The following is a 26,488-nucleotide window of genomic DNA, read 5'->3' on the forward strand; positions in this document are numbered from 1 at the left end:
GTGCTGCTCGCAGCATGCAGCGGGGGGCCAGGATCGTCGAGCGGCTCATCGGGTGCGGCGGCGCCGACGGCTTCGGCGACCGCGCCGCTGCTGCGCGACGTGGCGTCCGGGCCGGCTCCGCAGATCGCGGGTGCGAAGACCGGGGGCACCTTGACGATCACCGACGAGGGTGCGCCCCCGACCTTCGACCCGTCGGGTGCTTACTACGAATTCTCGATGATGGTCCTGGACGAACTGCTGGTCCGCAGCCTCACCGGCTATCAGAACGTCGACGGCAAGGCGACCCTGGTGCCGGATCTGGCCACAGATCTCGGCGAGCAGTCTGCCGACGGACTCACGTGGACCTTTCATCTGAAGCACGGGATCCGCTACAGCGACGGTTCACCGGTGCGGGCTGCCGACGTCGTGTATGCCGTCAAGCGCTCGTTCGCCTACGACAGTGTCGCCGAAGGCGGGCCGCAGTATGTGCAGCAGTACCTCAAGGGCGGATCGACCTACAAGGGGCCGTTCGACCAGCCGACCGTCGACTTCCCCGGCGTGACCGCACAGGGCGACGACACGGTCGTCTTCCACCTGGTCAAGAAGTGGCCGACACTGCCGTATTACCTTGCCTTTCCTGAGGTTTCGCCGATCCCGCAGGCCAAGGACACCAAGGCGACCTACCAGAACCACCTGCTGGCGACCGGGCCCTACGAAATCCAGTCGTTCACCAAAGGGATCTCGATGGTGCTGGTGCGCAATCCCGACTGGAGTGCCGCCACCGACCCGATCAGGCACCAGTTCCCGGCGAGGATCGAGATCCAGCTGGGCGTGAATCCGCAAACCACCCAGCAACGGATTCTGGCCGACAGCGGCACTGGGTCCACCACGATCGACGTCTCCGGTGTGGTGGCGTCCGTGCAGAACCAGGTCACGGGCGACAAGAAGGATCAGTTCGTGTCGGGGCTGTCACCGTGCGAGTCGTACACCAGCATCGACACCCAGACGGTGCCGCTGGCGGTTCGCAAGGCGATCGCGATCGCGTATCCGTTCGATCAGATCCGCAAGGCCAGTGGCGAGAGCCCGCTGACCTATCGACCGGCGAGCACGATCGCACCGCCCCAGGTGCCTGGAGTCACGGCATACCCGCCGGTCAATGGTCTGACCGGTCATGGTCCAGGGGACCCGGCCAAGGCGAAGGCCATGCTCTCGGCGGCCGGGCAGCTGGGATTCTCGCTGTCCTACTACTTCATCGACAGCCAGCCGTCGTCCGTGCAGGCGAATGTCGCTTTGAAGGCGGCGCTGACAGCCGCGGGTTTCACCGTTCATGACCTGGGCGTGAGCGCACAGCAGTACCCCACGGATGTCACCAATCCCAGCGCCACTCAGAACCTCGGTCAGGGCATCAACTCGTGGTGCTACGACTGGCCGTCGGGCGATTCGATCTACCCCGAGTTGTTCGCAGCCTCCCGTGCGCAGACCGGTCAGAGCGCCGGCGACCTGCAGTCGGCCGCGCTCGACGCCCAGATGACGCAGATCGAGAATCTACCGATCACGCAGGCGGCAGCTGCCTGGGGAAAGTTGGACCAGCAGATCCTCAGCCAGGATCTGCCGACGATCCCGGTCGACTACGCGATCGCGTCGTACGTTTTCGGTGATCGGGTGCACAACGTGGTCAACGACGCCAACCACGGACTGCCCGATCTGGCACAGCTGTGGGTTGGTTGACGCTGCTGAAACCTGTTGCACCGCAACGACATTCGCGTGATTATCAGCGAAAACTCAGGTTATTTTTACCATCTATATAAGTAACGATTAGGTGTCTGTCCGCGCCTGTGTATCGGCCATGGGGCGATGCGTGTGGCAGATTCAGCCACGCAGAGTTCACCTGTAGGACCAACAGCGAACAGCGCGGTCCGAAGGTTTCCGTATCCCACAATCTGGGACACTTGTGTTGGAGGACGAATGACGGCAGGGCCCGGCGCTGGCACTGGTGGTGATGTCAATCAGGTGTTGTCAGAGGTGGAGCAGGCACACCAAGGGGCAGCCGGGGGGCTGCCGTCGCTCGACGGACCGGCTCCGCAGGAGAGCAAGTCGCCGACACGGATTGCCATGGAGCGGCTGCGCAAGGACAAGGTCGCCGTCGCCTGCGCCGTTGTGATCGTGCTGATGATCCTGATGGGTATCTTCGCCCCGTTGCTCGCGGGCCTCGAGGGTCAGTCGCCGACGACCGCGCACTACAACCTGGTGGGGGCAGACTCGCTGCCGACGTTCTACACCAACAGCCAGCACTGGCTAGGCGTCACGTCGTCGACCGGGTACGACGTCTTCGCCCGGTTGGTCTACGGCATCCGGCCGTCGTTGCTGATCGCCGTCGGTGCCAGCATCGGCTCGACTGTGATCGGGGTGCTGCTCGGCTTGATCGGTGGGTACTTCGGCGGCTGGCCGGACAAGGTGATCGTCTGGATCATCGACTTCACCCTGTCGCTGCCCTTCCTGCTGCTGGCCATCGCGCTGGTGCCGGTCACCGAGAACATCATCCTCGGCGGCAACTCCGAGCCCACGGACTCCCAGACGCAGACCTTCCGCATCGTCGCGATGCTCTTCGTGCTGATCTTCCTGTTGTGGGGTGGCACCGCCCGGCTCATCCGCGGCGAGGTGCTCTCGCTGCGCGAACGCGAGTTCATCCAGGCCGCGCGCGCTCTCGGGGCCCCGACCAACCGGATCATCTTCAAGGAGGTGCTGCCGAACCTGCTGAGCATCTTCCTGGTCAACTTCACCACGGCCGTGCCGGCCTACGTCAGCGCAGAAGCCGGCCTGTCCTACCTCGGTGTCGGCATCTCGCCGCCGACGGCTGACTGGGGCCTGGACATCAACGAGGCGCAGCAGCAGATGCAGAACTTCGCGCTGCCCTTGCTGGTGCCGTTGGTCGCTCTGCTGATCCTCGTGCTCGCGCTCAGCCTGCTCGGTGACGCGGTCTCCGACGCCTTCAACCCGAACACCCGACGCTGACCGAGCGTCACATCTGCTCTTTCATTCCGATCACCATCAAGTTGCACCACCCGAACACTTTTCGGCGGCTGGCCGAGAAGCATCTCAAAGGAGAAAAGTACATGCGCTGGACCAGAATTGCGGCAGTGACCGCAGTGGGGGCTGTCTCGGTGTCCATGGCCGCCTGCGGCAGTGGCAACCCGTCGAAGGGTGGAAACAACTCGGCAGCGAACAGCGCCGCCGCCCAGAACTCGGAGGCGGTCGTCGCACCGATGAACGCGAGCCTGTCGGGTGCGGCGCCGGCCATTCCCGGGGCCAAGAGCGGCGGCACCCTCAGCGTCGACGACCCGACGACCCCGCCGACGATGGACCCGTCGGGCATCTACTACACCGACTCCAGCGCCTACGCGACGCTGCTGTACCGCGGCCTGACGCAGTACCGCTACGTCAACGGCAAGCCGCAGCTGGTGCCCGACCTCGCCACGAACCTCGGCACCGCGTCTCCCGACGGCCTGACCTGGACCTACACGCTGAAGTCCGGCCTGAAGTTCTCCAACGGCCAGCCGGTCACCGCGGCCGACGTGGTCTACGCGGTGAAGCGCTCCTTCGCCGTCGACAGCGTCGCCAAGAACGGCACGCAGTACCAGATGGAGTATCTGCAGGGCGGCTCGACCTACAAGGGTCCCTTCGACCAGCCGAACGCCAACTTCCCCGGTGTCACCGCGACAGGCACCAACACGGTGGTCTTCCACCTGACCAAGAAGTGGCCCTCGCTGCCCTACTTCATGAGCTTCCCGGAGGTCTCGCCGATCCCCAAGGCATCGGACACCAAGGCGACCTACCAGCAGCACCCGGTCACGACCGGCCCCTACATGGTCAAGTCGTACACCATCGGGTCGAAGATGGTGCTGGTCAAGAACCCGTACTGGAACCCGAGCACCGACCCGGTACGCCACCAGTACCCCAACCAGATTGACATCAACTTCTCGGTGACCCCGCTGACGTCGCAGCAGCGGATCCTCGCCAACAGCGGCGTCGGCGCCACGACGGTGAACATCGCGCCGATCGACTCGTCGTTGGTCACGGAGGTCGAGGGTGCCAAGAAGGACCAGTTCGTCGACGGCCCCACCGGCTGTGTGTACTACGACAACATGGACACCCGCAAGATCCCGTTCGCGGTCCGCAAGGCGATCGCCATCGCCTGGCCGTACAACCAGATCCGCAAGGCAGGCAGCGTCAGCCCGCTGTCCTTCCAGCCGGCCACGACCTACGGTCCGCTGTCGCTGCCCGGTTTCAAGGCCTACCCGCCGGTGAACGGCGCAATCGGTCAAGGGAACGGTGACCCGGCCAAGGCCAAGGCGATGCTGGCTGCGGCCGGTGACAGCAACTACAAGTTGTCGTACTACTACATCAACAACCAGCCCAACGGCATCAAAGCGAACCAGGCCCAGAAGGCTGGTCTTGAGGCAGCCGGCTTCCAGGTGCAGGACATCGGTGTCAGCAGTCAGGTCTACGAGACCGACATCGCCAACTCGTCCGCACCGGTGAACATGCTGCAGGGCACCCCCGGTTGGTGCTACGACTGGCCGACCGGTGACGCGGTCTACCCGCCGCTGTTCAACGGGAAGGGCATCACCAACGGTCTGTCGGTGGGCGAGTTCTCGAACCCGGCCATCAGCGCCGAGATCGCGCAGTACCAGGCGCTGCCGATCGCCCAGGCTGCACCGAAGTGGGCCGCGCTGGACCAGACGCTGATGACCGACTACCTGCCCGCGCTGCCGGACAACTACGCGTTGGCCAACTTCACCTTCGGTGACCAGGTCCACGGAGTGCAGGACGCGCTGGTCGTCGGTATGCCCGTGATGACCGACCTCTGGGTCGGCTGACGCATCACCACCAGGCGCAGCGGGGGAATTCGATTCCCCCGCTGCGCCGCCCCATCATCGTGATCGCACGAGGAGCCCTCCGTTGATCGTTTACATCCTTCGCCGCCTGCTGTTGGCACTGAGCGTGGTCTTCGCGACCATCGTGCTGACGTTCTCGCTGTTCTTCTCGGGTGCAGGTGGCAACCCGGCCTACCAGCAGTGCACCACGCACTGCACGAAGTCGATCGTCAAGGCGCTGGATCACCAGATGGGCCTCGACAAGCCGATCATCGACCAGTTCGGCACCTACGTGGAGGGCCTCGTCGTCGGCCGCGACATCAGCAGCGGCGGCGTCTCCCAGCGGTGCACCGCGCCCTGCCTCGGCTGGTCCTTCGTGCAGAGTCAGTCGGTGACCACGATGGTGGGCCAGGTGCTGCCGGTCACGATCTCGATCGTGGTGGGCGGAGCCGTGGTCTTCATCCCGCTCGGATTGCTGCTCGGGGTCATTGCGGCGACGAAACGGGGGTCCCCGATCGACAGATTTGTGGTCGGGGTCTCACAGGTGGTCGGCGCGATCCCGTATTACGTGTGGGCACTTGTCCTGAATCTCTACCTCGTGCTCATCTGGGGAGTGCTGCCAGCGGTGCAGTACAACCCGATCACCCAAGGCCCGTGGCAGTGGTTCACCGGCTTCTTCTCGATCTGGGTGATCTTCGGGGTGTTCAACGCGCTTGCCTACGTGCGCTATGTGCGGGCCTTCATGATCAACACCCTCTCGGCGGACTACGTCCGCACAGCGCGGTCCAAGGGTGTCGGTGAGTTGCGGGTCATCGTCCTGCACGCCCTGCGTGCCGCGATCGCGCCCTTCCTCACCCTCATCGGCATCGACCTGGCCGGGCAGCTGTCCGGCTCGATCTTCACCGAACAGGTCTTCAACGTGCTGGGCATGGGCAAGCTCAGCATCAACAGCCTCACGCAGTCGGATCTGCCCGTGATGGCCGGGACCGTGCTCGTGGGTGCTGTCTTCATCGTGCTCGGTAATCTCATCGTCGACATGATGTATGCCGTGGTCGACCCGACGGTGACCCTGTCATGACCGACACCGCAGGAGTTGAGCAGTCAGTGAACGCTGGGGACGCACGTCGTCCGCCCCTGGACCCCAACGCGCAGGTCGTCCTCGAGGTCGAAGATCTCAAGGTCGAGTTTCCGACAGCCGACGGTCTGGTGCACGCCGTGAACGGCGTGTCATACCAGGTCAAGGCCGGCCAGACGCTCGCCATCGTCGGTGAGTCCGGCTCCGGCAAGAGTGTGTCGTCGATGGCCGTCATGGGTCTGCACGACACCAAGAAGGCTCGCATCAGCGGCTCGATCCGCCTCGATGGCAAAGAGCTCGTCGGTGCGTCCGCCAACACCTTCCGCGATCTGCGCAGCGAGACCGTGGCGATGATCTTCCAGGATCCGCAGTCTTCGCTGCACCCGTTCAAGAAGGTCGGCGCGCAGATCACCGAGGCCTACCGCGCGCACCACAAGGTGTCGAAGAGCGTGGCCGCCAAGCGGGCTGTCGAGATGCTCGACCGGGTCGGCATCCCCAACCCGGCACGGCGGGCCAAGCAGTACCCCTTCGAGTTCTCCGGCGGTATGCGCCAGCGCGCCATGATCGCGCTCGGGCTCGTCAACGACCCGAAGCTGCTCATCGCGGACGAGCCCACGACGGCTCTCGACGTGACGGTGCAGGCGCAGATCCTCGACCTGATGAACGACCTGCAGCGCGAGTTCGGGTCGGCGATCATCATGATCACCCACGACTTGGCGGTCGTTGCGGAGGTCGCCGACCATGTCATGGTGATGTATGGCGGCCGCAGCGTCGAGTTCGGCACCGCTCAACAGGTGCTGGCCAATCCACGGCATCCCTACACCTGGGGTCTGCTCAGCTCGGTGCCCTCCCTGACCGCGGATGTCGGCAGCGACCTCAAGCCGATCCAGGGTTCACCGCCCAGCCTGGTCCACCTGCCGTCGGGATGCTCGTTCCACCCACGCTGCGACTTCAAGGAGCGCGTCGGCGGTGGCAAGTGTGCCCGGGATCTGCCCGAGTTCATCGAGGTGCCAGGCGAACCGGGGCGTCTCTCGCGGTGTTTCCTGCCCGACCCGGCCCAGATCTTCGCGACCGAGGTCGCACCCAACCTGGAGTGATGCAATGACCGACATCAACGCAGAAGACTCCTCGGCGCAGCCGAGGCATGCGGCAGACGGTGAGGCCGTCGCCGCCGAGACCATCGTGCATCCTTCGAACGGTCCCCGCGGCGAGATGCTGCTGGAGGTGCACGACCTGGTCAAGCACTTCCCGGTCAAGGAGTACTCCGGACTCTTCCCCAAGACGCTGCAGACCCGTGCGGTGGACGGAGTCAGCTTCGATCTGGCGGCAGGGGAGACCCTCGGTCTCGTGGGTGAGTCCGGCTGTGGCAAAACCACGACCGGCCGGCTGGTGACCCGGTTGATAGAGCCCACGTCGGGCACGATCAACTTCCAGGGCACCGACATCGCCAAGCTCAAGGAGAAGCAGCTGCGGCCGCTGCGACGCGATCTGCAGCTGATCTTCCAGGACCCCTATGGCTCGCTGAACCCGCGCTTCACGGTGCTCAACATCATCGGCGCAGCCCTGGAGATCCACGACATCGTGCCCAAGAAGCAGGTCAAGGCGCGGGTTCAGGAGCTCCTGGATCTTGTCGGCCTCAACCCCGAGCACGTGAACCGCTACCCGAACGAGTTTTCCGGTGGTCAACGCCAGCGCATCGGCATCGCCCGCGCGCTGGCGGTCGAGCCCAAGGTGATCGTCGCCGACGAGCCGGTGTCGGCGCTCGACGTGTCGATCCAGGCGCAGGTGATGAACCTGATGAACAAGCTCCGGCGTGAGTTGGGCATCTCGTTCGTCTTCATCGCCCACGACCTGGGAATCGTCCGGCATTTCTGCGACCGGATCGCGGTGATGTACCTCGGCAAGGTCGTCGAACTCGGGGACCGGGTCGACATCTACGAGAAGCCACAGCACCCGTACACCCAGGCTCTGCTGTCGGCGGCTCCGGACCTCAACGTCGTGCGCGGCGCGATCCCGACCGAGCGCATCCGCCTGACCGGCGATGTGCCGAGCCCGATCGACCCGCCGAGCGGCTGCCGATTCCGCACCCGGTGCTGGAAGGCACAGGAGGTCTGCGCGCTGGAGGAACCGGTCCTGGAGGCCGAGCGCGGCAAGCCGGAGCACACCATCGCCTGCCACTTCCCCGAGGTCAAGGCCGACCTCGTCGTCGAGTCGGGATCCGTCACCGCCTGATCCAGTCCGACCCCGCATGATGTCGATGCCCGCCCGCCCGGTTCTTCGGGAGGGCGGGCATCGGCATACACCGATCGTCGCTCAGCAACCGAACGCCATCGTGGCCGCGCTGCAGCGCAGGCCGACCTTGATCGGGCTGTCTCGGCCGGGTCGGCTGACGCGCTGGGGCCGGACCAGCGTCAACGAGCAGGTCAGCAGGGGACGGTAGGCTGACCGGCGCGATGGAACAGGGCCGCAGATGAGCGTCTCGCTCGGAGACATAGCTGGAGTGATCGCCGCATTGGCGTTCGCTGTCCTTGTGCTGCGCATGGGCTCCATGATCGGCAAGGCCGGCAAAGTGCTCGACGAGTCGCGCGCCGGAGTCCGCGAGATCACCGACGAGACCGTCGTGCTGCTGCGTGAGGTCACCGAGACCGTGTCCGCGACCAACCAGCAGATCGCCCGGCTGGACACCATCTCCAGCAATGTCGCCACAATGTCGACCAATGTGAGCGCGCTCACCTCGGTGACCGCGGCGACGGTGGGGCGCCCGTTGATCAAGGTCGCGGCGTTCTCGTATGGCGTTCGCTCCGCCGTCGCAGCGCGTCGCCCCGGCACACGGAGCGGCTCGTGAAGTGGGCACTGGTCGCCACCGGCGCGGCCGTCGCCGCGGTCGGGGCCAGCCGGCCTGTTCGCAGGAGCGCCGGCGGATTCGTGCGCGACATACAGACCGGAATGGCACAGCGTGAGTCGCAACTACGTCAGGCGCTGGCGGTGGACACACACCTGACGCTGCCGGGCGAACGCGCCGACGACGCGCGAGCTATCGAGGGCCGCTGAGCCCCGCCTGGTTGCTGTGCCCTGCCCCGACGTGGGCGACGAAAAGCTTTGATGTGTAAAGGAACTGATGATGGAAACCGCTGAGATCCGCCGACGGTGGCTGGCCTATTTCGAGCAGCACGAACACACGGTGGTGCCGTCCGCGCCGCTGATCTACGACGACCCGAACCTGTTGTTCGTCAACGCCGGCATGGTGCCGATGAAGCCGTACATGCTGGGGCAGCAGACGCCGCCGTGGAAGCGCGCCACCAGCGTGCAGAAGTGCGTGCGCACCGGTGACATCGAGGAGGTCGGCAAGACCTCGCGGCACGGCACGTTCTTCCAGATGAACGGCAACTTCAGCTTCGGCGACTACTTCAAGGAAGAAGCCATCGACCTGGCCTGGGGGTTGCTGACGAGCCCGCAGGGCGAGGGCGGTTACGGCCTGGATCCCGAGAAGCTGTGGCCGACGGTCTTCAAGGACGACGACGAGGCGTTCTCCCTGTGGCGCGACAAGATCGGTATTCCCGAGCAGCGGATCACCCGGCGCGACGAGAACGACAACTACTGGTCCATGGGCGTGCCGGGGCCCGGTGGCCCCAGCTCGGAGATCTTCATCGACCGCGGCGAGGAGTACGGCCAGACCGGAGGCCCCGCAGTCGACGAGGACAGATACATGGAGATCTGGAATCTCGTCTTCATGCAGGACGAATTGTCGGCGGTGCGCAGCAAGGCCGACTTCGACATCGCCGGGTCACTGCCGACCCGCAACATCGACACCGGCATGGGTCTGGAGCGCATCGCCAGCGTGCTGCAGGGCAAGGACAACCTCTACGAGATCGACGAGGTCTACCCGGTGCTGGCCAAGGCGGCCGAACTGACCGGCAAGACGTATGGCGAGCGGTCGGGTCACTCGGCGGGATCGAGCCACCCCGATGACGTGCATCTGCGCGTGGTGGCCGACCACGTGCGCTCGTCGCTGATGCTAATCGGCGATGGCGTCACGCCCGGCAACGAGGGCCGCGGCTACGTACTGCGCCGGATGTTGCGACGTGCGGTCCGCGCGATGCGCCTGTTGGGCTTCGAGGACCACGCGCTGCCCGAGCTGCTGCCGGTGAGCATGGAGCGGATGAAGGCGTCGTACCCCGAACTCGAGACCGACTTCGCCCGCATCACCCAGATCGCGTATGGCGAGGAGGATGCCTTCCGGCGAACGCTCGCGGCCGGCACCACGATTCTGGACACCGCGGTCACCAAGGCCAAGCAGTCCGCGGCCTCGCTCGGCGGGACCCGGGCGGCGGTGCTGCCCGGTGGCGAGGCCTTCCAACTGCACGACACCTACGGATTCCCGATCGACCTGACCCTGGAGATGGCGGCCGAGCAGGGCGTCGAGGTCGACCGTGACGGATTCCGCCGGTTGATGGACGAGCAGCGTCAGCGCGCCAAGGCGGATGCGAAGGCCAAGAAGTCCGGCCACGCCGACACCGAGGTCTGGAAGGAGTTGCGCGAGCTCGGCGCCACCGATTGGCAGGCGTATCAAGCGCTTTCGACCGAAGGTGTGGTGCGTGGCCTCGTGGTCGACGGTGCGCGAGTGCAGGAGCTTGCACCCGGTCAGGTCGGCCAGGTGGTGCTGGACCGCACGACGTTCTACGCCGAATCCGGTGGCCAGATCGCCGACGAGGGCGTCATCACGACGCCGTCGGGCAGCCTGCGCGTCGTCGACGTGCAGCGACCGGTGAAGGGCCTGGTGGTGCACACAGTCGAGGTCGCCGAGGGTGGCGTCCAGGTCGGTGACCAGGTGCGGGCCCAGGTCGACCCGGACTGGCGGATCAGCGCCTGCCAGGCTCACTCGGGCACCCACGTGATCCACGCTGCGCTGCGGCAGGTGCTCGGCCCGTCGGCGCTGCAGAGCGGCTCCTACAACAAGCCCGGTTATCTGCGGCTCGACTTCGCGTGGAACTCCGCGCTGTCCGCGGCCACCCGTTCGGAGATCGAGGAGGTCGCCAATCTCGCTGTGCGACAAGACCTTCCGGTCAGCTCGCAGTACATGACCTTGCCCGAAGCGCGCGAGTGGGGCGCGCTGGCACTGTTCGGCGAGACGTATGACGAGCAGGTGCGCGTCATCGAGATCGGCGGTCCTTGGTCGCGCGAGTTGTGCGGTGGCACGCATGTCGCGCACTCCTCGCAGGTGGGCGCGCTGACGGTGACCGGTGAGTCGTCGGTCGGCTCGGGTGTGCGCCGTGTCGAGGCCTTCGTCGGCATGGAAGCGTTGCGCTATCTGGCGCGGGAGCGCGCGATCGTCAGCGAGTTGTCCGGCCTGGTGAAGGTGCAGCCACAGGAACTGCCCGAACGTATCAACGACCTGCTGGGCCGGGTCAAGGAGGCCGAGCGTGAGATCGCCCGCCTGCGGCAGCAGCAGCTGCTCGCCTCGGCGGGTGCGTTGGTCGGCAGTGCGACCGAGGTGCACGGCGTGCGTTACCTCGGGCACGACGCCGGTCAGCTGGGTGCCGACGAGATCCGCGGGCTGGTGACCGACCTGCGGTCGCGGCTGGGCGAGGGTGCGCCATCGGTGGTCGCCGTAGCAGGCGTGGCCAAGGAGCGCCCGGTCGTGGTGATCGCCACCAACGCGGCGGCGCGCGATCGCGGTGTCCGCGCCGGTGACCTGGTGAAAGTCGCCGCCGGCGTCCTCGGCGGCGGAGGCGGCGGTAAACCGGACCTGGCTCAGGGCGGCGGCAGCGACAGCACGAAGATCGCCGACGCACTGACCGAGGTGCAGCGCACCATCGGCGAGAAGGTCGCCGACAGGTGAGGAGCGGAGTTCGTCTCGGGGTCGACGTGGGCAGTGTCCGCGTCGGCCTCGCGGCGTGTGACCCCGACGGCTTGATCGCCACCCCGGTCGCCACGCTCACACGTGCGGCGGACGACTCCGACATACGTCAGGTGGTGCAGGAGGCGGCCGAACGCGAGGCGATCGAGGTCGTCGTGGGTCTGCCGCTGTCGCTGGACGGGCACGAGCATGCCGCCGCGCAGGCGGCCCGCCGGTGGGCGGGGGAGTTCGCCAAACAGTCGCCCGCGGTGCCGGTGCGTCTGGTGGACGAACGTATGACGACCGTCGACGCCCACCGCGCGATGCGCGAAGCTGGAGTGTCCAGCAAACGCAGCAGGGCGCACATCGACCAACAGGCGGCCGTGCTGATCCTCCAGGTCGCGCTTGACTCGGAGCGGGTTTCGGGGAACCCTGCCGGAGTGCTTCTGGGGGGACGTAAACCGCGTCGAAAGAACAACAGGTCCGTGGAAGGTCTCCGATGAACACCCCGCCTCCGGCAGGCAACGGCGCTGAGGACGGCAACGAGCCGCTGATGACCCGGCGCGAACGGCGCGAACGCGCGGCGCGTCTTGCGGCATCCTCGTCCGACGCGCCCTTCGACCAGGAGCAGCAGTCCGCGTCGCCTCCGCCCGCGACGCAGCCGGTCACCGAGCAGCCAGTCTCCGATCAGACAGCTGCCGAGCGAACGCGAACGTCGCCATACCGGAGTCGGCCGGTGACCGCGCCGGTCCCGGTCACAGCGCCGACCACCCGCTCCGAACAGCGCCGCACGACTCCCTATCCGACGGTCGCGCCCCCGGTTCTGGCCGAGCAACGCGTGACCGTTCCTGCCGCAGCGTCCGTTCGCGCTGCGCGTGCGGAGCCGGACACCAGCGAGGACGAAACGACATACATCCCGACGCGGCGTAGTCTGCGCGAGGAGCAGGCGCCCACAGGCCGGCGCGGCGAGGACGACGTCGTCTATGGCGGAGTCGCGGATCTGGTTCCTGATCACACCGACCACGAGGACGACCACCCGATGGATGCTGCCGGGTACGACGAGGACCCGCACGCGCGGCGTCGGGCCGGGCGTTCGTGCCTGTTTTTGGTGCTCGCCCTCGCTCTGGTGCTGGGCGGTCTGGGCTTCGCGGTCACCAAAGTTGGTCTGCCGCACTTCGGCAGCAGCAGCTCCAGTGGCGGCGACTACACCGGCAACGGCACCGGAAGTGTGAACTTCACGGTGAACCAAGGCGATTCAGGCGCTCAGATCGCAGCCAATCTTGTCGCGGCCGGCGTGGTGAAGTCGGCCAGCACCTTTTTGTCGGTCGCCGACGGCAACCAGCAGTTCACCTCGATCCAGCCGGGCACCTACAAGCTGCGAGAGCACATGAGCTCGCAGGCTGCGCTCAACCTGATGCTCAACCCGGCGTCATTCGTCAGCACCGGCACCACGATTCCCGAGGGTCTGTGGGACAACGAGATCTTCGCGTTGTTGTCGAAGAGCACCGGCGTGCCGCTGGCGAACTACCAGAAGGTCACTGCCGCCTCGTTGGGGCTGCCGGCGGCGGCGAAGGGTGACATGGAAGGCTTCCTGTTTCCCTCGACGTACAACTTCCCGACCGGTGCGACTGCTCAAGAGCAACTGCAGACCATGGTCAACCAGGGCAAGGCGGAGTATGCCGCGCTTGGCATACCGGCCTCGCAGTTGCGCCAGGTGATCACGGTGGCGTCGCTCGTGCAGGCGGAGTCAAAGCTGGGTTCCGACGGCCCGAAGGTGGCGCGGGTGATCTACAACCGTGTCGCGCAGGGCATGCCGTTGCAGTTCGACTCGACGATCCACTTCGCCGAGCAGAAGCGCGGCACCGTCACGACCACCAACCAAGAACGTGCGAGCACCAGCCCGTACAACACCTACCTGGTCAAGGGACTGCCGCCCGGCCCGATCGATAACCCCGGTGTGGCAGCGATCAACGCCGCGCTGCACCCTGCCGCGGGCAGCTGGCTGTATTTCGTGACGGTGAACCTGGCCACGGGCGAGACGCTTTTCGCCGACACCTACCCCGAGCAACAGCAGAACGAGAATCAGTTCCACGCCTGGTGCCAGGCGAACCCGGGCAAGTGCTGACGCCGGTGCGGCACCGGGCCGCCGTGCTCGGCAAGCCGATCCGGCATTCGCTGTCGCCGGCGCTGCACCGGGCGGCATACGAGGCGCTCGGTCTGCAGGACTGGTCCTACGAGGCGCACGAATGCGACGTGTCGGGCCTGCCGGAGTTGGTTGCCGGTCTCGGCCCGACGTGGGCCGGGCTGTCGCTGACGATGCCGCTGAAGGAGCGGGCGCTGCTGGTGGCGAGCAACTCCACCGACGTCGCTCGCCGCACCGGAGCCGTCAACACGTTGATCCGGACCCGGGACGGCTGGCGCGGTGACAACACCGATGTGGTGGGTGTGCGGCAGGCGCTGGTCGACGCGGGCATCGTCACCGGAGGTGTGCGGCGCGCGGTGATCGTCGGGTCCGGAGCGACGGCGCGCTCGGCACTGGCTGCGATTGCCGACCTCGGTGTGCGCGAGGTCGAGTTGGTGGTGCGCGACCAGCCGCGACCGTCGACCATTGCGCAGGCACGCGACCACGGCATGGCGGTGCAGACGGTGCGGATGGACGACGCCGCAGCAGACTGCGCGGATGCCGAACTGCTGATCAACACCACACCGTCCGGGGCTGCCGACGGTCTCGCCGAGGCGATGTCACGGCTGGCCGCCCGGGCGGACATGCGCGGCGGGGTGCTGCTCGACGTGGTGTATGCCGGCTGGCCCACCGCTCTCGCGAGGGTGGCTGCGGCATACCGGATGACGGTCGTGCCGGGTATCGAGATGCTGATCCACCAGGCGGCCGCGCAGGTCGAGCAGATGACGGGCCGGACCGCTCCGCTAGCCGTGATGCAGCAGGTGGGCCGCGCGGCGGTCGCCTGACGGGTTCGAGCCGGGCGGGCCTTGTGCTGCCGGTTTGGACATCCAGCCGGGCGCCGATGCGGACGTGGCAGGATTCGGGCCATGCTTCGCTGGTTGACCGCAGGTGAATCCCATGGCCCGCAACTGACGGCGGTGATGGAAGGACTGCCAGCCGGAGTCCAGATCACCGCGGATGATCTCGCCGCCGCGCTGGCGCGGCGCCGGCTGGGCTACGGGCGCGGCGCCCGGATGTCCTTCGAGAAGGACGCCGTGTCCTTCGTCGGCGGGGTGCGCCACGGCTCCACCCTCGGCTCACCCATCGCGATCACCGTCGGCAACACCGAATGGGCGAAATGGGAGACCGTCATGAGCCCGGAGCCGGTGTCGCGGGAGGCGCTGCAGGGCGCTGACGACGTCGGCGCCCCCAAGGAACTCGCGCGCAACCGTCCGCTCACCCGTCCGCGGCCCGGCCACGCCGACCTGGTCGGGATGCAGAAGTACGGCTTCACCGAGGCGCGGCCGATCCTCGAGCGCGCGTCGGCACGTGAGACCGCGGCGCGTGTCGCACTGGGTGCGGTCGCCTCGGCGTTTCTGCAGCAGACCCTCGGCGTCCGGGTCGTGTCGCACACGGTCGCCATCGGCTCCGCCGGCTGCCCTGACGACGCCCCGCTGCCGACCCCCGACGATGTGGCCGCACTCGACGCGAACCCGGTGCGTTGCCTCGACCCTGCGTCCGCCGCGGCGATGACCGAGCAGGTCGATCTGGCCAAGGCCGACGGCGACACCCTCGGTGGTGTTGTCGAGGTGCTGGCGTATGACGTGCCCCCGGGTCTCGGCTCCCACGTGCACGGCGACCGCCGCCTCGACGCGCGGCTCGCTGGAGCGCTCATGGGGATCCAGGCGATCAAGGGCGTCGAGGTCGGCGACGGCTTCCGGACTGCCGCGCGACGCGGGTCGGCCGCGCACGACGAGATCGTGCGCACCGACGGGCGGGTCCGCCGTGAGACCAACCGGGCCGGGGGCACCGAGGGCGGCATGTCGACCGGTGAGGTGTTGCGCGTGCGCGCGGCGATGAAGCCGATCTCGACGGTGCCGCGGGCACTGCGCACGATCGACGTCGCAAGTGGCGAGGAGGCCACCGCCATACATCAGCGGTCGGATGTCTGCGCCGTGCCGGCGGCAGGTGTCGTCGCGGAGGCGATGGTGGCCCTGGTGCTGGCCGAGGCGGTGCTGGAGAAGTTCGGCGGCGACAGTGTGGGGGAGACTCGGCGCAACGTGGCCGGATACCTCGCGGCGATCCCGGAGCTGATGCGATGAGTGTCGACATACCCACCGTGGTGCTGATCGGCCCGCCCGGTGCCGGCAAGTCGACCGTCGGGCGCGAGGTCGCGCGGCGACTGGACCTGCCGTTCACCGACTCCGACGACCTCATCGAGTCCGAGCAGGGCGTGACGATCTCGGAGATCTTCGTCGAGCAGGGTGAAGCCGTCTTCCGGGCGCTCGAAGCCGACGCGGTCGCACGCTCGCTGCAACAGCCCGGCGTGGTCGCCGTGGGTGGAGGGGCTCCGATGACGCCGTCGACGGCGGACCTGCTCGACGGACAGCCGGTCGTCTTCCTCAGCGTCGCTATCGCGGACGCCGCCGGCCGTGTCGGGTTCGACGGCAATCGACCGCTGCTCGCGGTCAACCCGCGCGCGACGTGGACCCGGCTGATGGGCGAGCGGCGCGCGACCTACGAACGCCTGGCGACCTGGACCGTCGACACCGCCGGTCGCACCGTGGCCGATGTTGTCGCCGACGTCATCGGGCTGGTGCGCGAATCGTGAGCGATCTCAAGGTGATTGACGTCGCCGGGCAGTATGACGTCGTCATCGGCCGAGGCGTCGTCACATCGGTCGCCGATCGCATCCCCGAAGGCGCGCTGCGGGTGCTGATCGTGCACGCGCCGGCCCTGCAGTCCGTCGCGGACGCGCTGACCGGGGAGCTGGCACACCGGGGATTGCATCCGACGTCGGTCGCACTGCCCGACGCGGAAGAGGCCAAGACGGCCGCCGTTGCGGCCGACCTGTGGGCACGGCTGGGTCAGGAGGGCTTCACCCGCACCGACGTCGTCGTGGCGATCGGTGGAGGTGCCACCACCGATCTCGGTGGCTTCGTGGCGGCCACCTGGCTGCGCGGCGTGCCGGTGGTGCAGGTGCCGACGACCCTGCTCGGCATGGTCGACGCGGCGGTGGGCGGCAAGACGGGCATCAACACCCTTGAGGGCAAGAACCTGGTGGGCGCGTTCCACCCGCCGGCCGTCGTGGTGTGCGATCTGTCGTTGCTGCGCACGTTGCCGCGTGCCGACCTCGTCGCCGGTATGGCGGAAGTCGTCAAATGCGGCTTCATCCGGGACCCGCGGATTCTGGAACTGGTTGCCGATCCCGGGGCCGCGCTCGACATCGACGGCGACGTGCTGCCCGAACTCGTCGCGCGCGCGGTGCAGGTCAAGGCCGATGTGGTCGCCGCGGATCTGCGGGAGGCCTCGCTGCGCGAGATTCTCAACTACGGGCACACCTTCGCGCACGCGATCGAGCAGGTCGAGCACTACGGGTGGCGGCACGGTGACGCGGTCGCCGTCGGGATGGTCTTCGTCGCCGAACTCGCCCACCGGGCCGGGCTGATCGATGAGGCGCTGGTCGCCTGGCACCGCTCGGTGTTGAGCAGCCTCGGACTGCCGACGGAGTACCGCTTCGACGACGACCCGCAGGCGCGGTGGGGCGCGCTGACGACCGCGATGATGCGCGACAAGAAGACGCGCGGCGCGATGCTGCGTTTCGTGGTGCTGACCGGCATCGGGCAGACCGACCGGCTGGAAGGCCCGCTGCCGGCGCAGTTGTACGAGGCCTTCGAGGCTGTCGCCATACAGGTCGGGACTGGCACGGCGGGATCGGGGACGTCGCCGCAGCCGGTAGACTGAGGCGATTCCCCTTCGACTCACGGGACTGCGACCTGCCCGAAAGCATTCGGCGCGGCGGCGGACCGTCATACAGAACGCAAAGGACCAAGCGTGGCTAGCACGAACGATCTGAAGAATGGCCTGGTGCTGAACATCGAGGGCCAGCTGTGGTCTGTGGTGGAGTTCCAGCACGTCAAGCCCGGCAAGGGGCCGGCGTTCGTGCGCACGAAGCTCAAGAACGTCCTGTCCGGCAAGGTCGTCGACAAGACCTTCAACGCGGGCGTCAAGGTCGAGACCGCCAACGTCGACCGCTCCGACATGCAGTTCCTGTACAAGGACGGCACGGATTTCGTGTTCATGGACACCAAGACCTACGACCAGATCAACATCCCCGAGGGCACCGTCGGCCGCGCCGCGGACTTCATGCTGGAGAACCAGGAAGCCATCGTCGCCACCCACGACGGCACCGTGCTGTATGTCGAGCTGCCCACCTCGGTCGTGCTCGAGATCACGCACACCGAGCCGGGCCTGCAGGGTGACCGCTCCACCGGCGGCACCAAGCCGGCGACGTTGCAGACCGGCGCCGAGATCGCCGTCCCGCTGTTCCTGGAGACCGGCACCAAGGTCAAGGTCGACACCCGCGACGGTTCCTACCTCGGCCGGGTCAACTGACGATGACACCCGCCCCCGGCGGCGACGGTGAGACCGAGCTGATCAGCAGCACCAGCGCGGACCTGTCGAAGCTGCCTGCTCGCAGCAAGGCGCGCAAGAAGGCGCTGGAGTTGCTGTTCGAGGCAGAGCAGCGCGGTGAGAACGCCGCCGAGTTGCTCGAGGCGCGCCTGGTCGCGCCGACCACCCAGACGCCGCTGCCGCGTTACACCGTCGAGATCGTGCGCGGCGTCGTCGACAACTGGCGTTCGATCAACGAGGCGCTGACGACGTACAGCAAGGACTGGCCGCCGGAGCGCATGCCCGCCGTGGACCGTGCGCTGTTGCGGGTGGCCACGTGGGAGCTCGTCTACAACGACGATGTCGACGACGCGGTCGTCATCACCGAGGCGGTCGGCCTCGCGTCGGCGCTGTCGACGGACAACTCCCCGCGGTTTGTGGGGGGTCTGCTCAACCGGCTGGCGTCGGTCAAGGCGACACTCGCCTGACTCGGCGAGCGTCCGCGAGGTCCGCCCGGCTGCGGAGCGGGGGTTTTCTTGCCGCGGCCCGGGTTGACCTGGCAGTTTTGGCGGCCGGACGTGGTCGACCTGGCACCAGATGTCGTTGTGGGGCGCGTGTAACGACATCGTTTGCCAGGTCGACGTGGGGGTGCGGGCAGACCGCGGGTAACGACACCGTCTGCCAGGTCAACGTTGGGGTGCCGCTAGGAAGCGTGTCTCGCGTCGAGGCGCCGGCGTGGACACGGTTCGGCGGCGACCGCCGGGCGGAGTACTATCGCAGACGTTCGACATCCTTTAACGATCCGTCCCGTGAGGCGGCGAAGGAGGTCTACGACGCATGACGCGTCCTGACTTGCAGCACAGCCCGCAGCAGGCACAGCCGCTGGGGCGGACAGTCCTTTCCAGCACTGACATCTCCCGAGCGCTGCGGCGTATCGCCCACGAGATCGTCGAGCACAACAAGGGCACCGACGATCTGGTCGTGTTGGGAATCCCCACCCGCGGCAACGTCCTCGCCGACCGGCTCGTGGCACTTCTCGCGCAGATCGAAGGCACCCAGGTGCCGGTCGGTTCACTCGACGTGACGATGTACCGCGACGACCTGCGCCGGCAGCCGGTGCGAGCCGCGGCGGCGACCCGGATCCCGACCGACGGGATCGACGACAAGATCGTGGTGCTGGTCGACGACGTGCTCTACTCCGGCCGCACCGTCCGCGCGGCGCTGGACGCCCTCGGCGATCTGGGCAGGCCACGGGCCGTGCGCCTGGCGGTTCTGGTGGACCGGGGCCACCGCGAGTTGCCGATCCGCGCCGATCACGTCGGCAAGAACCTCCCCACAGCCAAGGCCGAGCGGGTGGCCGTGCGTCTGGTCGAGCACGACGGAGGTGTCGACCAGGTGCGCATCGCCGGAGGCGCCGACGATCACGAAACGGGGGAGCAGGCATGAGGCATCTGCTGTCCGCGGCTGACCTCAGCCGCGACGACGCACTCCAGTTGCTCGAGACCGCGACAGCGATGCACGACGTGCAGCACCGCGAGGTCAAGAAGCTTCCCGCCCTGCGTGGCCGCACGGTGGTCAACCTGTTCTTCGAAGACTCCACCCGCACACGCTCCAGCTTCGAGATCGCCGGCAAGTGGCTGTCCGCCGACGTCATCAACGTCTCGGCCAAGGGCTCCTCGGTCAGCAAGGGCGAGTCGCTGCGCGACACCGTCATGACGGTCGCCGCGATGGGTATCGACGGCCTGGTGATCCGCCACCACGCGAGCGGCGCTCCCCAGCAGGTCACGCAGTGGGTCGACGCCATGGTCGTCAACGCCGGTGACGGCACGCACGAGCATCCGACCCAGGCGCTGCTGGACGCCTACACGATGCAGACGCGGTTGGGCGACCTCGACGGTCGGCATGTCGCGATCGTCGGCGACCTGACCCACTCTCGTGTCGTGCGCAGCAACCTGATCCTGCTGCGGACCCTCGGCGCCCGGGTGACCCTCGTAGCCCCGCCGACGCTGATGCCCAGCGGGGTCGGGGCGTGGGCCGCGGCCGAGGGTTTCGCCACGTCATACGACCTCGACGAGGTCCTGCCCGATGCCGACGCGGTAATGATGCTGCGGGTGCAGAAGGAGCGTATGTCGGGGGGATTCTTCCCCACGCCCCGCGAATACACGGTCGGCTACGGCCTGACCCGCGAGCGACTGGCCCGCCTTGCGCCACATGCGGTGATCTGCCACCCCGGCCCGATGAACCGCGGCCTCGAGATCACCGCCGACGCCGCAGACAGCGCCCAGTCGCTGATCCTTGACCAGGTGTCGGCGGGCGTGGCGGTGCGGATGAGCGTGCTTTACCACCTGCTCGGTGGCAGCGAATGACCGACAACACCAACGCGAAAGGCGCCTCCGACGCGATGGCAGCGACATACCTGATCAAGGGCGCGGACCTGGCCGGAGCAGGGGCAGGCGACCTGCTGGTGCAGGACGGCGTCATCACCCGAGCCGGTTCGATCACGGCCAAGGACGCCGTTGTCGTCGACGCCGACGGACTCGTCGCTCTTCCCGGCCTCGTCGACCTGCACACTCACCTTCGCGAGCCTGGGCGAGAGGACGCCGAGACGATCGCGACCGGTTCCGCGGCTGCCGCGGCCGGTGGCTTCACAGCGGTGCTGGCGATGGCCAACACCAATCCGGTGACCGACACCGCCGAGGCCGCCGAGCGGATTCTCGACCTCGGTCGGCGATGCGGACTCGTCGACGTGCAACCGGTCGGCGCTGTCACCAAATCGCTTGGGGGAGAAGAGCTTGCCGAGCTAGGCCTGATGGCGCGCTCGCGCGCCAGGGTGCGCGTGTTCTCCGACGACGGCCGTTGCGTGCACGATGCGCGCCTCATGCGCCGGGCCCTGGAATACATCAAGGCCTTCGGTGGCGTGATCTCTCAGCACTCCCAGGACCCGCGACTGGCCGACGGCAACGCCTGCTGCCACGAGGGCGAGTTGTCCGGCCGGCTCGGTCTACCCGGCTGGCCCGGTGTTGCCGAAGAAGTCATCGTCGCGCGCGACGTGATGCTCGCGCGGCACACCAACTCAAGGGTTCACGTCGCGCACGTGTCGACCGCGGGCTCGGTCGAGGTGCTGCGCTGGGCGAAGGCGCAGGGCATCGCGGTCACAGCCGAGGTGACCCCGCACCACCTGCTGCTGACGACGGAGCGCCTCGCGACATACGACCCGACCTTCAAGGTCAACCCGCCGCTTCGTCCACAGGAGGACGTCATCGAGCTGCGAAAGGCGTTGGCAGACGGCACTATTGACGCAGTCGCCACCGACCATGCACCGCATGCGCGACATGACAAGCAGCACGCTTTCGCCGAGGCGGCCTTCGGCATGCTCGGACTCGAACAAGCCCTGCAGGTCGTCGCCACCGTGATGGTGCACGAGGGTCTCATGACCTGGGCTCAGGTCGCCGCGGCGATGTCCGCGACACCTGCACGCATCGCCGGGCTCGCCGGGCACGGCCGCCCGCTCGCGGTCGGTGAGCCCGCGAATCTCACGCTCGTGGATCCAGCCGCCATCGTCACGGTGGATGCCGGGCGGTCGCATTCCCTCTCCCGCAACAACCCATGGCACGGCGAGACGCTGCGCGGACAGGTGCACGCCACCTTCCTGCGCGGCCGACCGACATTGCTCGACCAGGAGGTTCAGGTATGACGTCTGCACTCGATCCGCTGACCGGGCGCGCGTCCGCGACGCTGGTGCTGGAGGACGGAACCACGTTCGACGGATTGGCCTACGGCGCCGTCGGCGAGACATATGGCGAGGCCGTCTTCTCCACCGGCATGACCGGATACCAGGAGACCTTGACCGACCCGAGTTACCACCGTCAGGTGGTCGTGATGACCGCGCCGCACGTCGGCAACACCGGTGTCAATGATGGGGATTCGGAGTCGCGGCGCATCTGGGTGAGCGGCTACGTCGTCCGTGATCCTGCCCTCCGGCCGTCGAACTGGCGCTCGGTGCGCACCCTTGAGGACGACCTGCAGGAGCAGGGCATCGTCGGGATCTGCGGCATCGACACCCGCGCGCTGACCCGTCACCTGCGCGAGCGAGGTGCGATGCGCGTCGGGATCTTCTCCGGCGACGAGCTCGTGACCGGTGACCTGGTGCAGCGGGTGCAGGACCAGCCGGTGATGGCAGGTGCCGAGCTCGCCTCGCAGGTCTCGACGCCCGAGGTGTATGTCGTGCCCGCTGTCGGGGAGCGCCGATTCACCGTGGCCGCAATCGATCTCGGCATCAAGGCCGCCACTCCGCACAGCCTCGCGTTGCGCGGTGTCGAGGTGCACGTGCTGCCCGCGACAGCCACTCTGGCGGACATCCGCGCAACCGGTGCCGACGGTGTGTTCTTCTCCAACGGCCCTGGCGACCCCTCGACAGCCAGCCAGGTCAGGCTGCTGCGCGAGGTGCTCGACGTGCGAATCCCGTTCTTCGGCATCTGTTTCGGCAACCAGTTGCTCGGCCGGGCGCTGGGTTTCGGCACCTACAAGCTGAAGTACGGCCATCGAGGCATCAACCAGCCGGTGCTCGACCGCCGCACCGGCAAGGTCGAGATCACGGCACACAACCACGGGTTCGCCGTCGACGCCCCACTGGAGGGTGAGGTGCAGGCGCCGGCGGATGCGGCATACGGGCGCGTGCGCGTGTCCCACATCGGACTCAACGACAACGTCGTCGAGGGCCTGGAATGCCTTGACATCCCTGCATATTCGGTGCAGTACCACCCGGAGGCAGCGGCCGGCCCGCACGACGCCGCCTACCTTTTCGACCGCTTCGTTGAGCTGATGGAGGCCAACCGCTGATGCCGAAGAACACCGACCTCAAGAGCGTCCTCGTCATCGGTTCCGGCCCGATCGTCATCGGCCAGGCCTGCGAGTTCGACTACTCGGGCACACAGGCGTGCCGGGTGCTGCGCGAAGAGGGTCTGCGGGTGATTCTGGTGAACTCCAACCCCGCGACGATCATGACCGACCCGGAGTTCGCGGACGCGACGTATGTCGAGCCGATCACGCCGGACGTGGTCGAGGCGATCATCGCCAGGGAGCGCCCGGATGCGGTGCTTGCGACGCTCGGTGGTCAGACAGCTCTCAACACGGCGATCGCGTTGCACGATGCCGGCGTGCTCGAGAAGTACAACTGCCCACTCATCGGAGCAAACGTCGAGGCAATCCAGTTGGGCGAGGACCGCGAGCGGTTCAAGGGTGTGGTCGCCCGCTGCGGTGCCGAGTCGGCGAAGTCGCTGATCTGCCACACGATGGACGAATGTCTCGCAGCAGCAACCGAACTGGGCTACCCGTTGGTGGTGCGCCCGTCGTTCACCATGGGTGGCCTCGGCTCCGGCTTCGCCTATGACGAGAAGGATCTGCGCCGCATTGCCGGTGCCGGTCTGCAGGCCAGCCCGACCACCGAGGTGCTCCTGGAGGAGTCCATTCTCGGCTGGAAGGAGTACGAACTCGAGGTGATGCGTGACCATGCCGACAACGTCGTGGTCGTGTGCTCCATCGAGAACCTCGACCCCATGGGTGTGCACACCGGTGACTCGATCACCGTCGCGCCGGCACTGACGCTGACCGATCGTGAGTATCAACGGCTGCGTGACATCGGCATCGCCATCATCCGTGAGGTCGGCGTCGACACCGGCGGCTGCAACATCCAGTTCGCGGTGAATCCCGCCGACGGTCGCATCATCGTCATCGAGATGAATCCTCGTGTCTCCCGGTCGAGCGCTCTCGCCTCGAAGGCCACCGGCTTCCCGATCGCCAAGATCGCGGCGAAGATGGCGATCGGTTACACCCTGGACGAAGTGCCCAACGACATCACCCGCGAGACGCCGGCCAGTTTCGAGCCGACCCTGGACTACGTCGTGGTCAAGGTGCCGCGGTTCGCATTCGAGAAGTTCCCCGCGGCCGACCCGACCCTCACCACGACGATGAAGTCCGTCGGCGAGGCGATGTCGATCGGCCGCAACTTCACCGAGGCCCTGCAGAAGGCGCTGCGGTCGATGGAGCGTTCGGGTGCGGCCTTCCACTGGAACCCCGACAACAACCCCTCCAAGGAGATGGGTCGGGCCCTGCTGGACCAGGCCAGGACCCCGACCGACGGCCGGATCCTGTTGGTGCAGCAGGCACTTCGCTCCGGCCTCAGCGTCGAAGAGGTCCACGAGGCCACCAAGATCGACCCGTGGTTCCTCGACCAGATCGAGCTGATCAACACAGTCGCGCGGCTGCTGAAGGATGCCGAACAGCTGACGCCTGACCTGTTGCGCACCGCCAAACGGCACGGCTTCTCCGACGCCCAGATCGGCGAGATCACCGGTATGCCGGAGGCGGTCGTGCGCGGTGTGCGTCACGCCCTCGGTGTGCGGCCGGTCTACAAGACCGTCGACACCTGCGCGGCCGAGTTCGCCGCGAAGACGCCGTACTACTACTCCAGCTATGACGAGCAGACCGAGATCGAGCCGCGCGAGCGCCCGGCAGTGTTGATCCTGGGCTCCGGGCCCAACCGCATCGGCCAGGGCGTCGAGTTCGACTACTCCTGCGTCCACGCGTCGTTCGCGTTGCGCGACAAGGGTTTCGACACGGTGATGGTCAACTGCAACCCCGAGACGGTCTCCACCGACTACGACACCTCCAGCCGGCTGTACTTCGAGCCGCTCACCCTTGAAGACGTGCTCGAGGTCGTGCACGCCGAGCGGAGCGCCGGCCCGATCGCTGGTGTCATCGTGCAGCTCGGCGGACAGACCCCGCTGGGGCTGGCACGGGCGCTCAAGGACGAGGGTGTGCCGATCGTCGGCACGTCGCCGGAGGCGATCGACCTCGCCGAGGACCGTGGCGCCTTCGGGCGCGTGCTGGCCGAGGCAGAGCTGCCCGCGCCACGCCACGGCACGGCATACAGCTCGGACGAAGCTGTTGCTGTCGCCGCCGAGATCGGCTACCCGGTGCTGGTGCGCCCGTCATACGTGCTCGGTGGCCGCGGCATGGAGATCGTCTACGACGACGCGACGCTGACCGCCTATGTCGACCGGGCCACGCAGGTGTCGAACGAGCATCCGGTGCTGGTCGACCGGTTCCTCGACGACGCGATCGAGATCGATGTCGACGCGTTGTATGACGGCACCGAGATGTACCTCGGCGGGATCATGGAGCACATCGAGGAGGCCGGGATCCACTCCGGCGACTCGGCCTGCACCCTGCCACCGGTCACCCTTGGCGCTGAGGAGATCGAGCGCGTCCGCGAGTCCACGCTGAAGCTCGCCGAGGGCGTTGGTGTGCGCGGCCTGATCAATGTGCAGTTCGCTCTGGCCCACGACGTGCTCTATGTCCTTGAGGCCAACCCACGCGCCAGCCGGACAGTGCCCTTCGTCGCCAAGGCGACCGGTGTGCCGCTGGCCAAGGCTGCCGCGCGCGTCATGCTCGGTTCCTCGATCGCGCAGCTGCGTGACGAGGGCCTGCTGCCCCGGCACGTCGACGGGGGGTCGATGCCGACCGACGCCGCGATCGCGGTCAAGGAGGCCGTGTTGCCGTTCAAGCGCTTCCTGACCCGCGAGGGGCAGGTCGTCGACAGTCTGCTCGGCCCGGAGATGCGCTCGACCGGTGAGGTGATGGGTATCGACGCCGACTTCGGCGCTGCCTTCGCCAAGAGCCAGCTCGGGTCGGTGACCGGGTTGCCGCGCGAGGGCACGATCTTCGTGTCGGTGGCCAACCGTGACAAGCGCGCGATGATCTTCCCGATGAAGCGCCTGGCCGATCTCGGGTTCAGCATCCTGGCGACTGCCGGCACTGCAGATGTGTTGCGCCGCAACGGGATCCGCGCCGAAGTCGTCCGCAAGCACAGCGCGGGCCGGGGCGACGCCGGTGAACCGACCGTGGTCGACCGGATCCTCGCCGGTGACGTGGCGATGGTGGTCAACACCCCGTCCGGGTCGGGTGCCCGGGCCGACGGCTACGCGATCCGCGCCGCGACGACGAGCATGGATCGCCCGATCATCACGACGGTCCAGCAACTGGCCGCGGCGGTGCAGGGCATCGAGGCGCAACTGTCCGGACCGGTCAACGTCAAGCCACTGCAGGAGCACGCCCGCGAACTCGACCTGTTCGGCCGGGTCCGTGAGGTGGGTGGCGAGTCCTGACCGGCA

General features: G+C 67.3%; 22 protein-coding genes. All 22 read left to right on the plus strand.

What is annotated here, in order from left to right:
• On the plus strand, positions 1-1,707 hold the full coding sequence (locus BKA23_RS06500) for an ABC transporter substrate-binding protein (RefSeq protein ID WP_145226576.1): 1,707 nt from the start codon (positions 1-3) through the stop codon (positions 1,705-1,707).
• Between the two features lie 294 nt (positions 1,708-2,001).
• A complete protein-coding gene (locus BKA23_RS06505; protein ID WP_246104491.1) occupies positions 2,002-2,991 on the plus strand; it encodes an ABC transporter permease in 990 nt (329 codons plus the stop codon).
• A gap of 101 nt (positions 2,992-3,092) precedes the next feature.
• Positions 3,093-4,856 (plus strand): ABC transporter substrate-binding protein, encoded by a 1,764-nt coding sequence (locus BKA23_RS06510; RefSeq protein ID WP_145226578.1) that lies wholly within the window; start codon positions 3,093-3,095, stop codon positions 4,854-4,856.
• Positions 4,857-4,938: 82 nt separating this feature from the next.
• A complete protein-coding gene (locus BKA23_RS06515) occupies positions 4,939-5,931 on the plus strand; it encodes an ABC transporter permease (RefSeq protein ID WP_145226580.1) in 993 nt (330 codons plus the stop codon).
• The gene (locus BKA23_RS06520; RefSeq protein WP_145226582.1) at positions 5,928-7,025 is read left to right on the plus strand and encodes an ABC transporter ATP-binding protein; all 1,098 of its coding nucleotides are present in this window, start codon (positions 5,928-5,930) and stop codon (positions 7,023-7,025) included. Before BKA23_RS06515 ends, BKA23_RS06520 begins: the two co-directional genes overlap by 4 nt.
• Positions 7,026-7,029: 4 nt before the next feature.
• Positions 7,030-8,160 carry an ABC transporter ATP-binding protein gene (locus BKA23_RS06525; RefSeq protein WP_145226584.1) on the plus strand — a complete coding sequence of 377 codons (1,131 nt, stop codon included), beginning with the start codon at positions 7,030-7,032 and terminating at the stop codon, positions 8,158-8,160.
• Between the two features lie 238 nt (positions 8,161-8,398).
• Positions 8,399-8,773 (plus strand): DUF948 domain-containing protein, encoded by a 375-nt coding sequence (locus BKA23_RS06530; protein WP_145226586.1) that lies wholly within the window; start codon positions 8,399-8,401, stop codon positions 8,771-8,773.
• A complete protein-coding gene (locus BKA23_RS06535) occupies positions 8,770-8,979 on the plus strand; it encodes a hypothetical protein (protein ID WP_145226588.1) in 210 nt (69 codons plus the stop codon). Before BKA23_RS06530 ends, BKA23_RS06535 begins: the two co-directional genes overlap by 4 nt.
• A gap of 70 nt (positions 8,980-9,049) precedes the next feature.
• Positions 9,050-11,767 carry an alanine--tRNA ligase gene (alaS, locus tag BKA23_RS06540; protein WP_145226590.1) on the plus strand — a complete coding sequence of 906 codons (2,718 nt, stop codon included), beginning with the start codon at positions 9,050-9,052 and terminating at the stop codon, positions 11,765-11,767.
• Positions 11,764-12,267, plus strand: a complete 504-nt coding sequence (gene ruvX / locus BKA23_RS06545) for a Holliday junction resolvase RuvX (protein WP_145226592.1) — start codon at positions 11,764-11,766, stop codon at positions 12,265-12,267. Before alaS ends, ruvX begins: the two co-directional genes overlap by 4 nt.
• Entirely contained in the window at positions 12,264-13,889 is a 1,626-nt protein-coding gene (gene mltG / locus BKA23_RS06550; protein ID WP_145226594.1) for an endolytic transglycosylase MltG, read from the plus strand. Before ruvX ends, mltG begins: the two co-directional genes overlap by 4 nt.
• Entirely contained in the window at positions 13,862-14,731 is an 870-nt protein-coding gene (locus BKA23_RS06555) for a shikimate dehydrogenase (RefSeq protein ID WP_246104492.1), read from the plus strand. Before mltG ends, BKA23_RS06555 begins: the two co-directional genes overlap by 28 nt.
• Positions 14,732-14,812: 81 nt before the next feature.
• Positions 14,813-16,027, plus strand: coding sequence for a chorismate synthase (aroC, locus tag BKA23_RS06560; RefSeq protein ID WP_145226596.1), 1,215 nt, complete (start codon positions 14,813-14,815; stop codon positions 16,025-16,027).
• Positions 16,024-16,536 (plus strand): shikimate kinase, encoded by a 513-nt coding sequence (locus tag BKA23_RS06565; protein ID WP_145226598.1) that lies wholly within the window; start codon positions 16,024-16,026, stop codon positions 16,534-16,536. Before aroC ends, BKA23_RS06565 begins: the two co-directional genes overlap by 4 nt.
• Positions 16,533-17,669, plus strand: a complete 1,137-nt coding sequence (gene aroB / locus BKA23_RS06570; RefSeq protein WP_246104493.1) for a 3-dehydroquinate synthase — start codon at positions 16,533-16,535, stop codon at positions 17,667-17,669. The genes BKA23_RS06565 and aroB overlap by 4 nt, the downstream gene beginning before the upstream one ends.
• 90 nt (positions 17,670-17,759) lie before the next feature.
• Positions 17,760-18,320, plus strand: coding sequence for an elongation factor P (efp, locus tag BKA23_RS06575; RefSeq protein ID WP_145226600.1), 561 nt, complete (start codon positions 17,760-17,762; stop codon positions 18,318-18,320).
• A 2-nt stretch (positions 18,321-18,322) separates the two neighbouring features.
• Positions 18,323-18,805: a transcription antitermination factor NusB gene (nusB, locus tag BKA23_RS06580; RefSeq protein WP_342783594.1), complete on the plus strand. Its 483-nt coding sequence runs from the start codon at positions 18,323-18,325 to the stop codon at positions 18,803-18,805.
• A 349-nt stretch (positions 18,806-19,154) separates the two neighbouring features.
• Positions 19,155-19,763, plus strand: coding sequence for a bifunctional pyr operon transcriptional regulator/uracil phosphoribosyltransferase PyrR (pyrR, locus tag BKA23_RS06585; protein WP_145226602.1), 609 nt, complete (start codon positions 19,155-19,157; stop codon positions 19,761-19,763).
• On the plus strand, positions 19,760-20,683 hold the full coding sequence (locus tag BKA23_RS06590) for an aspartate carbamoyltransferase catalytic subunit (RefSeq protein ID WP_145226604.1): 924 nt from the start codon (positions 19,760-19,762) through the stop codon (positions 20,681-20,683). Before pyrR ends, BKA23_RS06590 begins: the two co-directional genes overlap by 4 nt.
• The gene (locus BKA23_RS06595; protein WP_246104494.1) at positions 20,680-22,011 is read left to right on the plus strand and encodes a dihydroorotase; all 1,332 of its coding nucleotides are present in this window, start codon (positions 20,680-20,682) and stop codon (positions 22,009-22,011) included. Before BKA23_RS06590 ends, BKA23_RS06595 begins: the two co-directional genes overlap by 4 nt.
• Positions 22,008-23,156 carry a glutamine-hydrolyzing carbamoyl-phosphate synthase small subunit gene (gene carA, locus BKA23_RS06600; protein WP_145226606.1) on the plus strand — a complete coding sequence of 383 codons (1,149 nt, stop codon included), beginning with the start codon at positions 22,008-22,010 and terminating at the stop codon, positions 23,154-23,156. Before BKA23_RS06595 ends, carA begins: the two co-directional genes overlap by 4 nt.
• Positions 23,156-26,482: a carbamoyl-phosphate synthase large subunit gene (carB, locus tag BKA23_RS06605; RefSeq protein ID WP_145226608.1), complete on the plus strand. Its 3,327-nt coding sequence runs from the start codon at positions 23,156-23,158 to the stop codon at positions 26,480-26,482. The genes carA and carB overlap by 1 nt, the downstream gene beginning before the upstream one ends.
• The last annotated feature ends 6 nt before the right edge of the window (positions 26,483-26,488 follow it).

This window comes from Rudaeicoccus suwonensis (assembly GCF_007829035.1).
GTDB classification, from domain to species: domain Bacteria; phylum Actinomycetota; class Actinomycetes; order Actinomycetales; family Dermatophilaceae; genus Rudaeicoccus; species Rudaeicoccus suwonensis.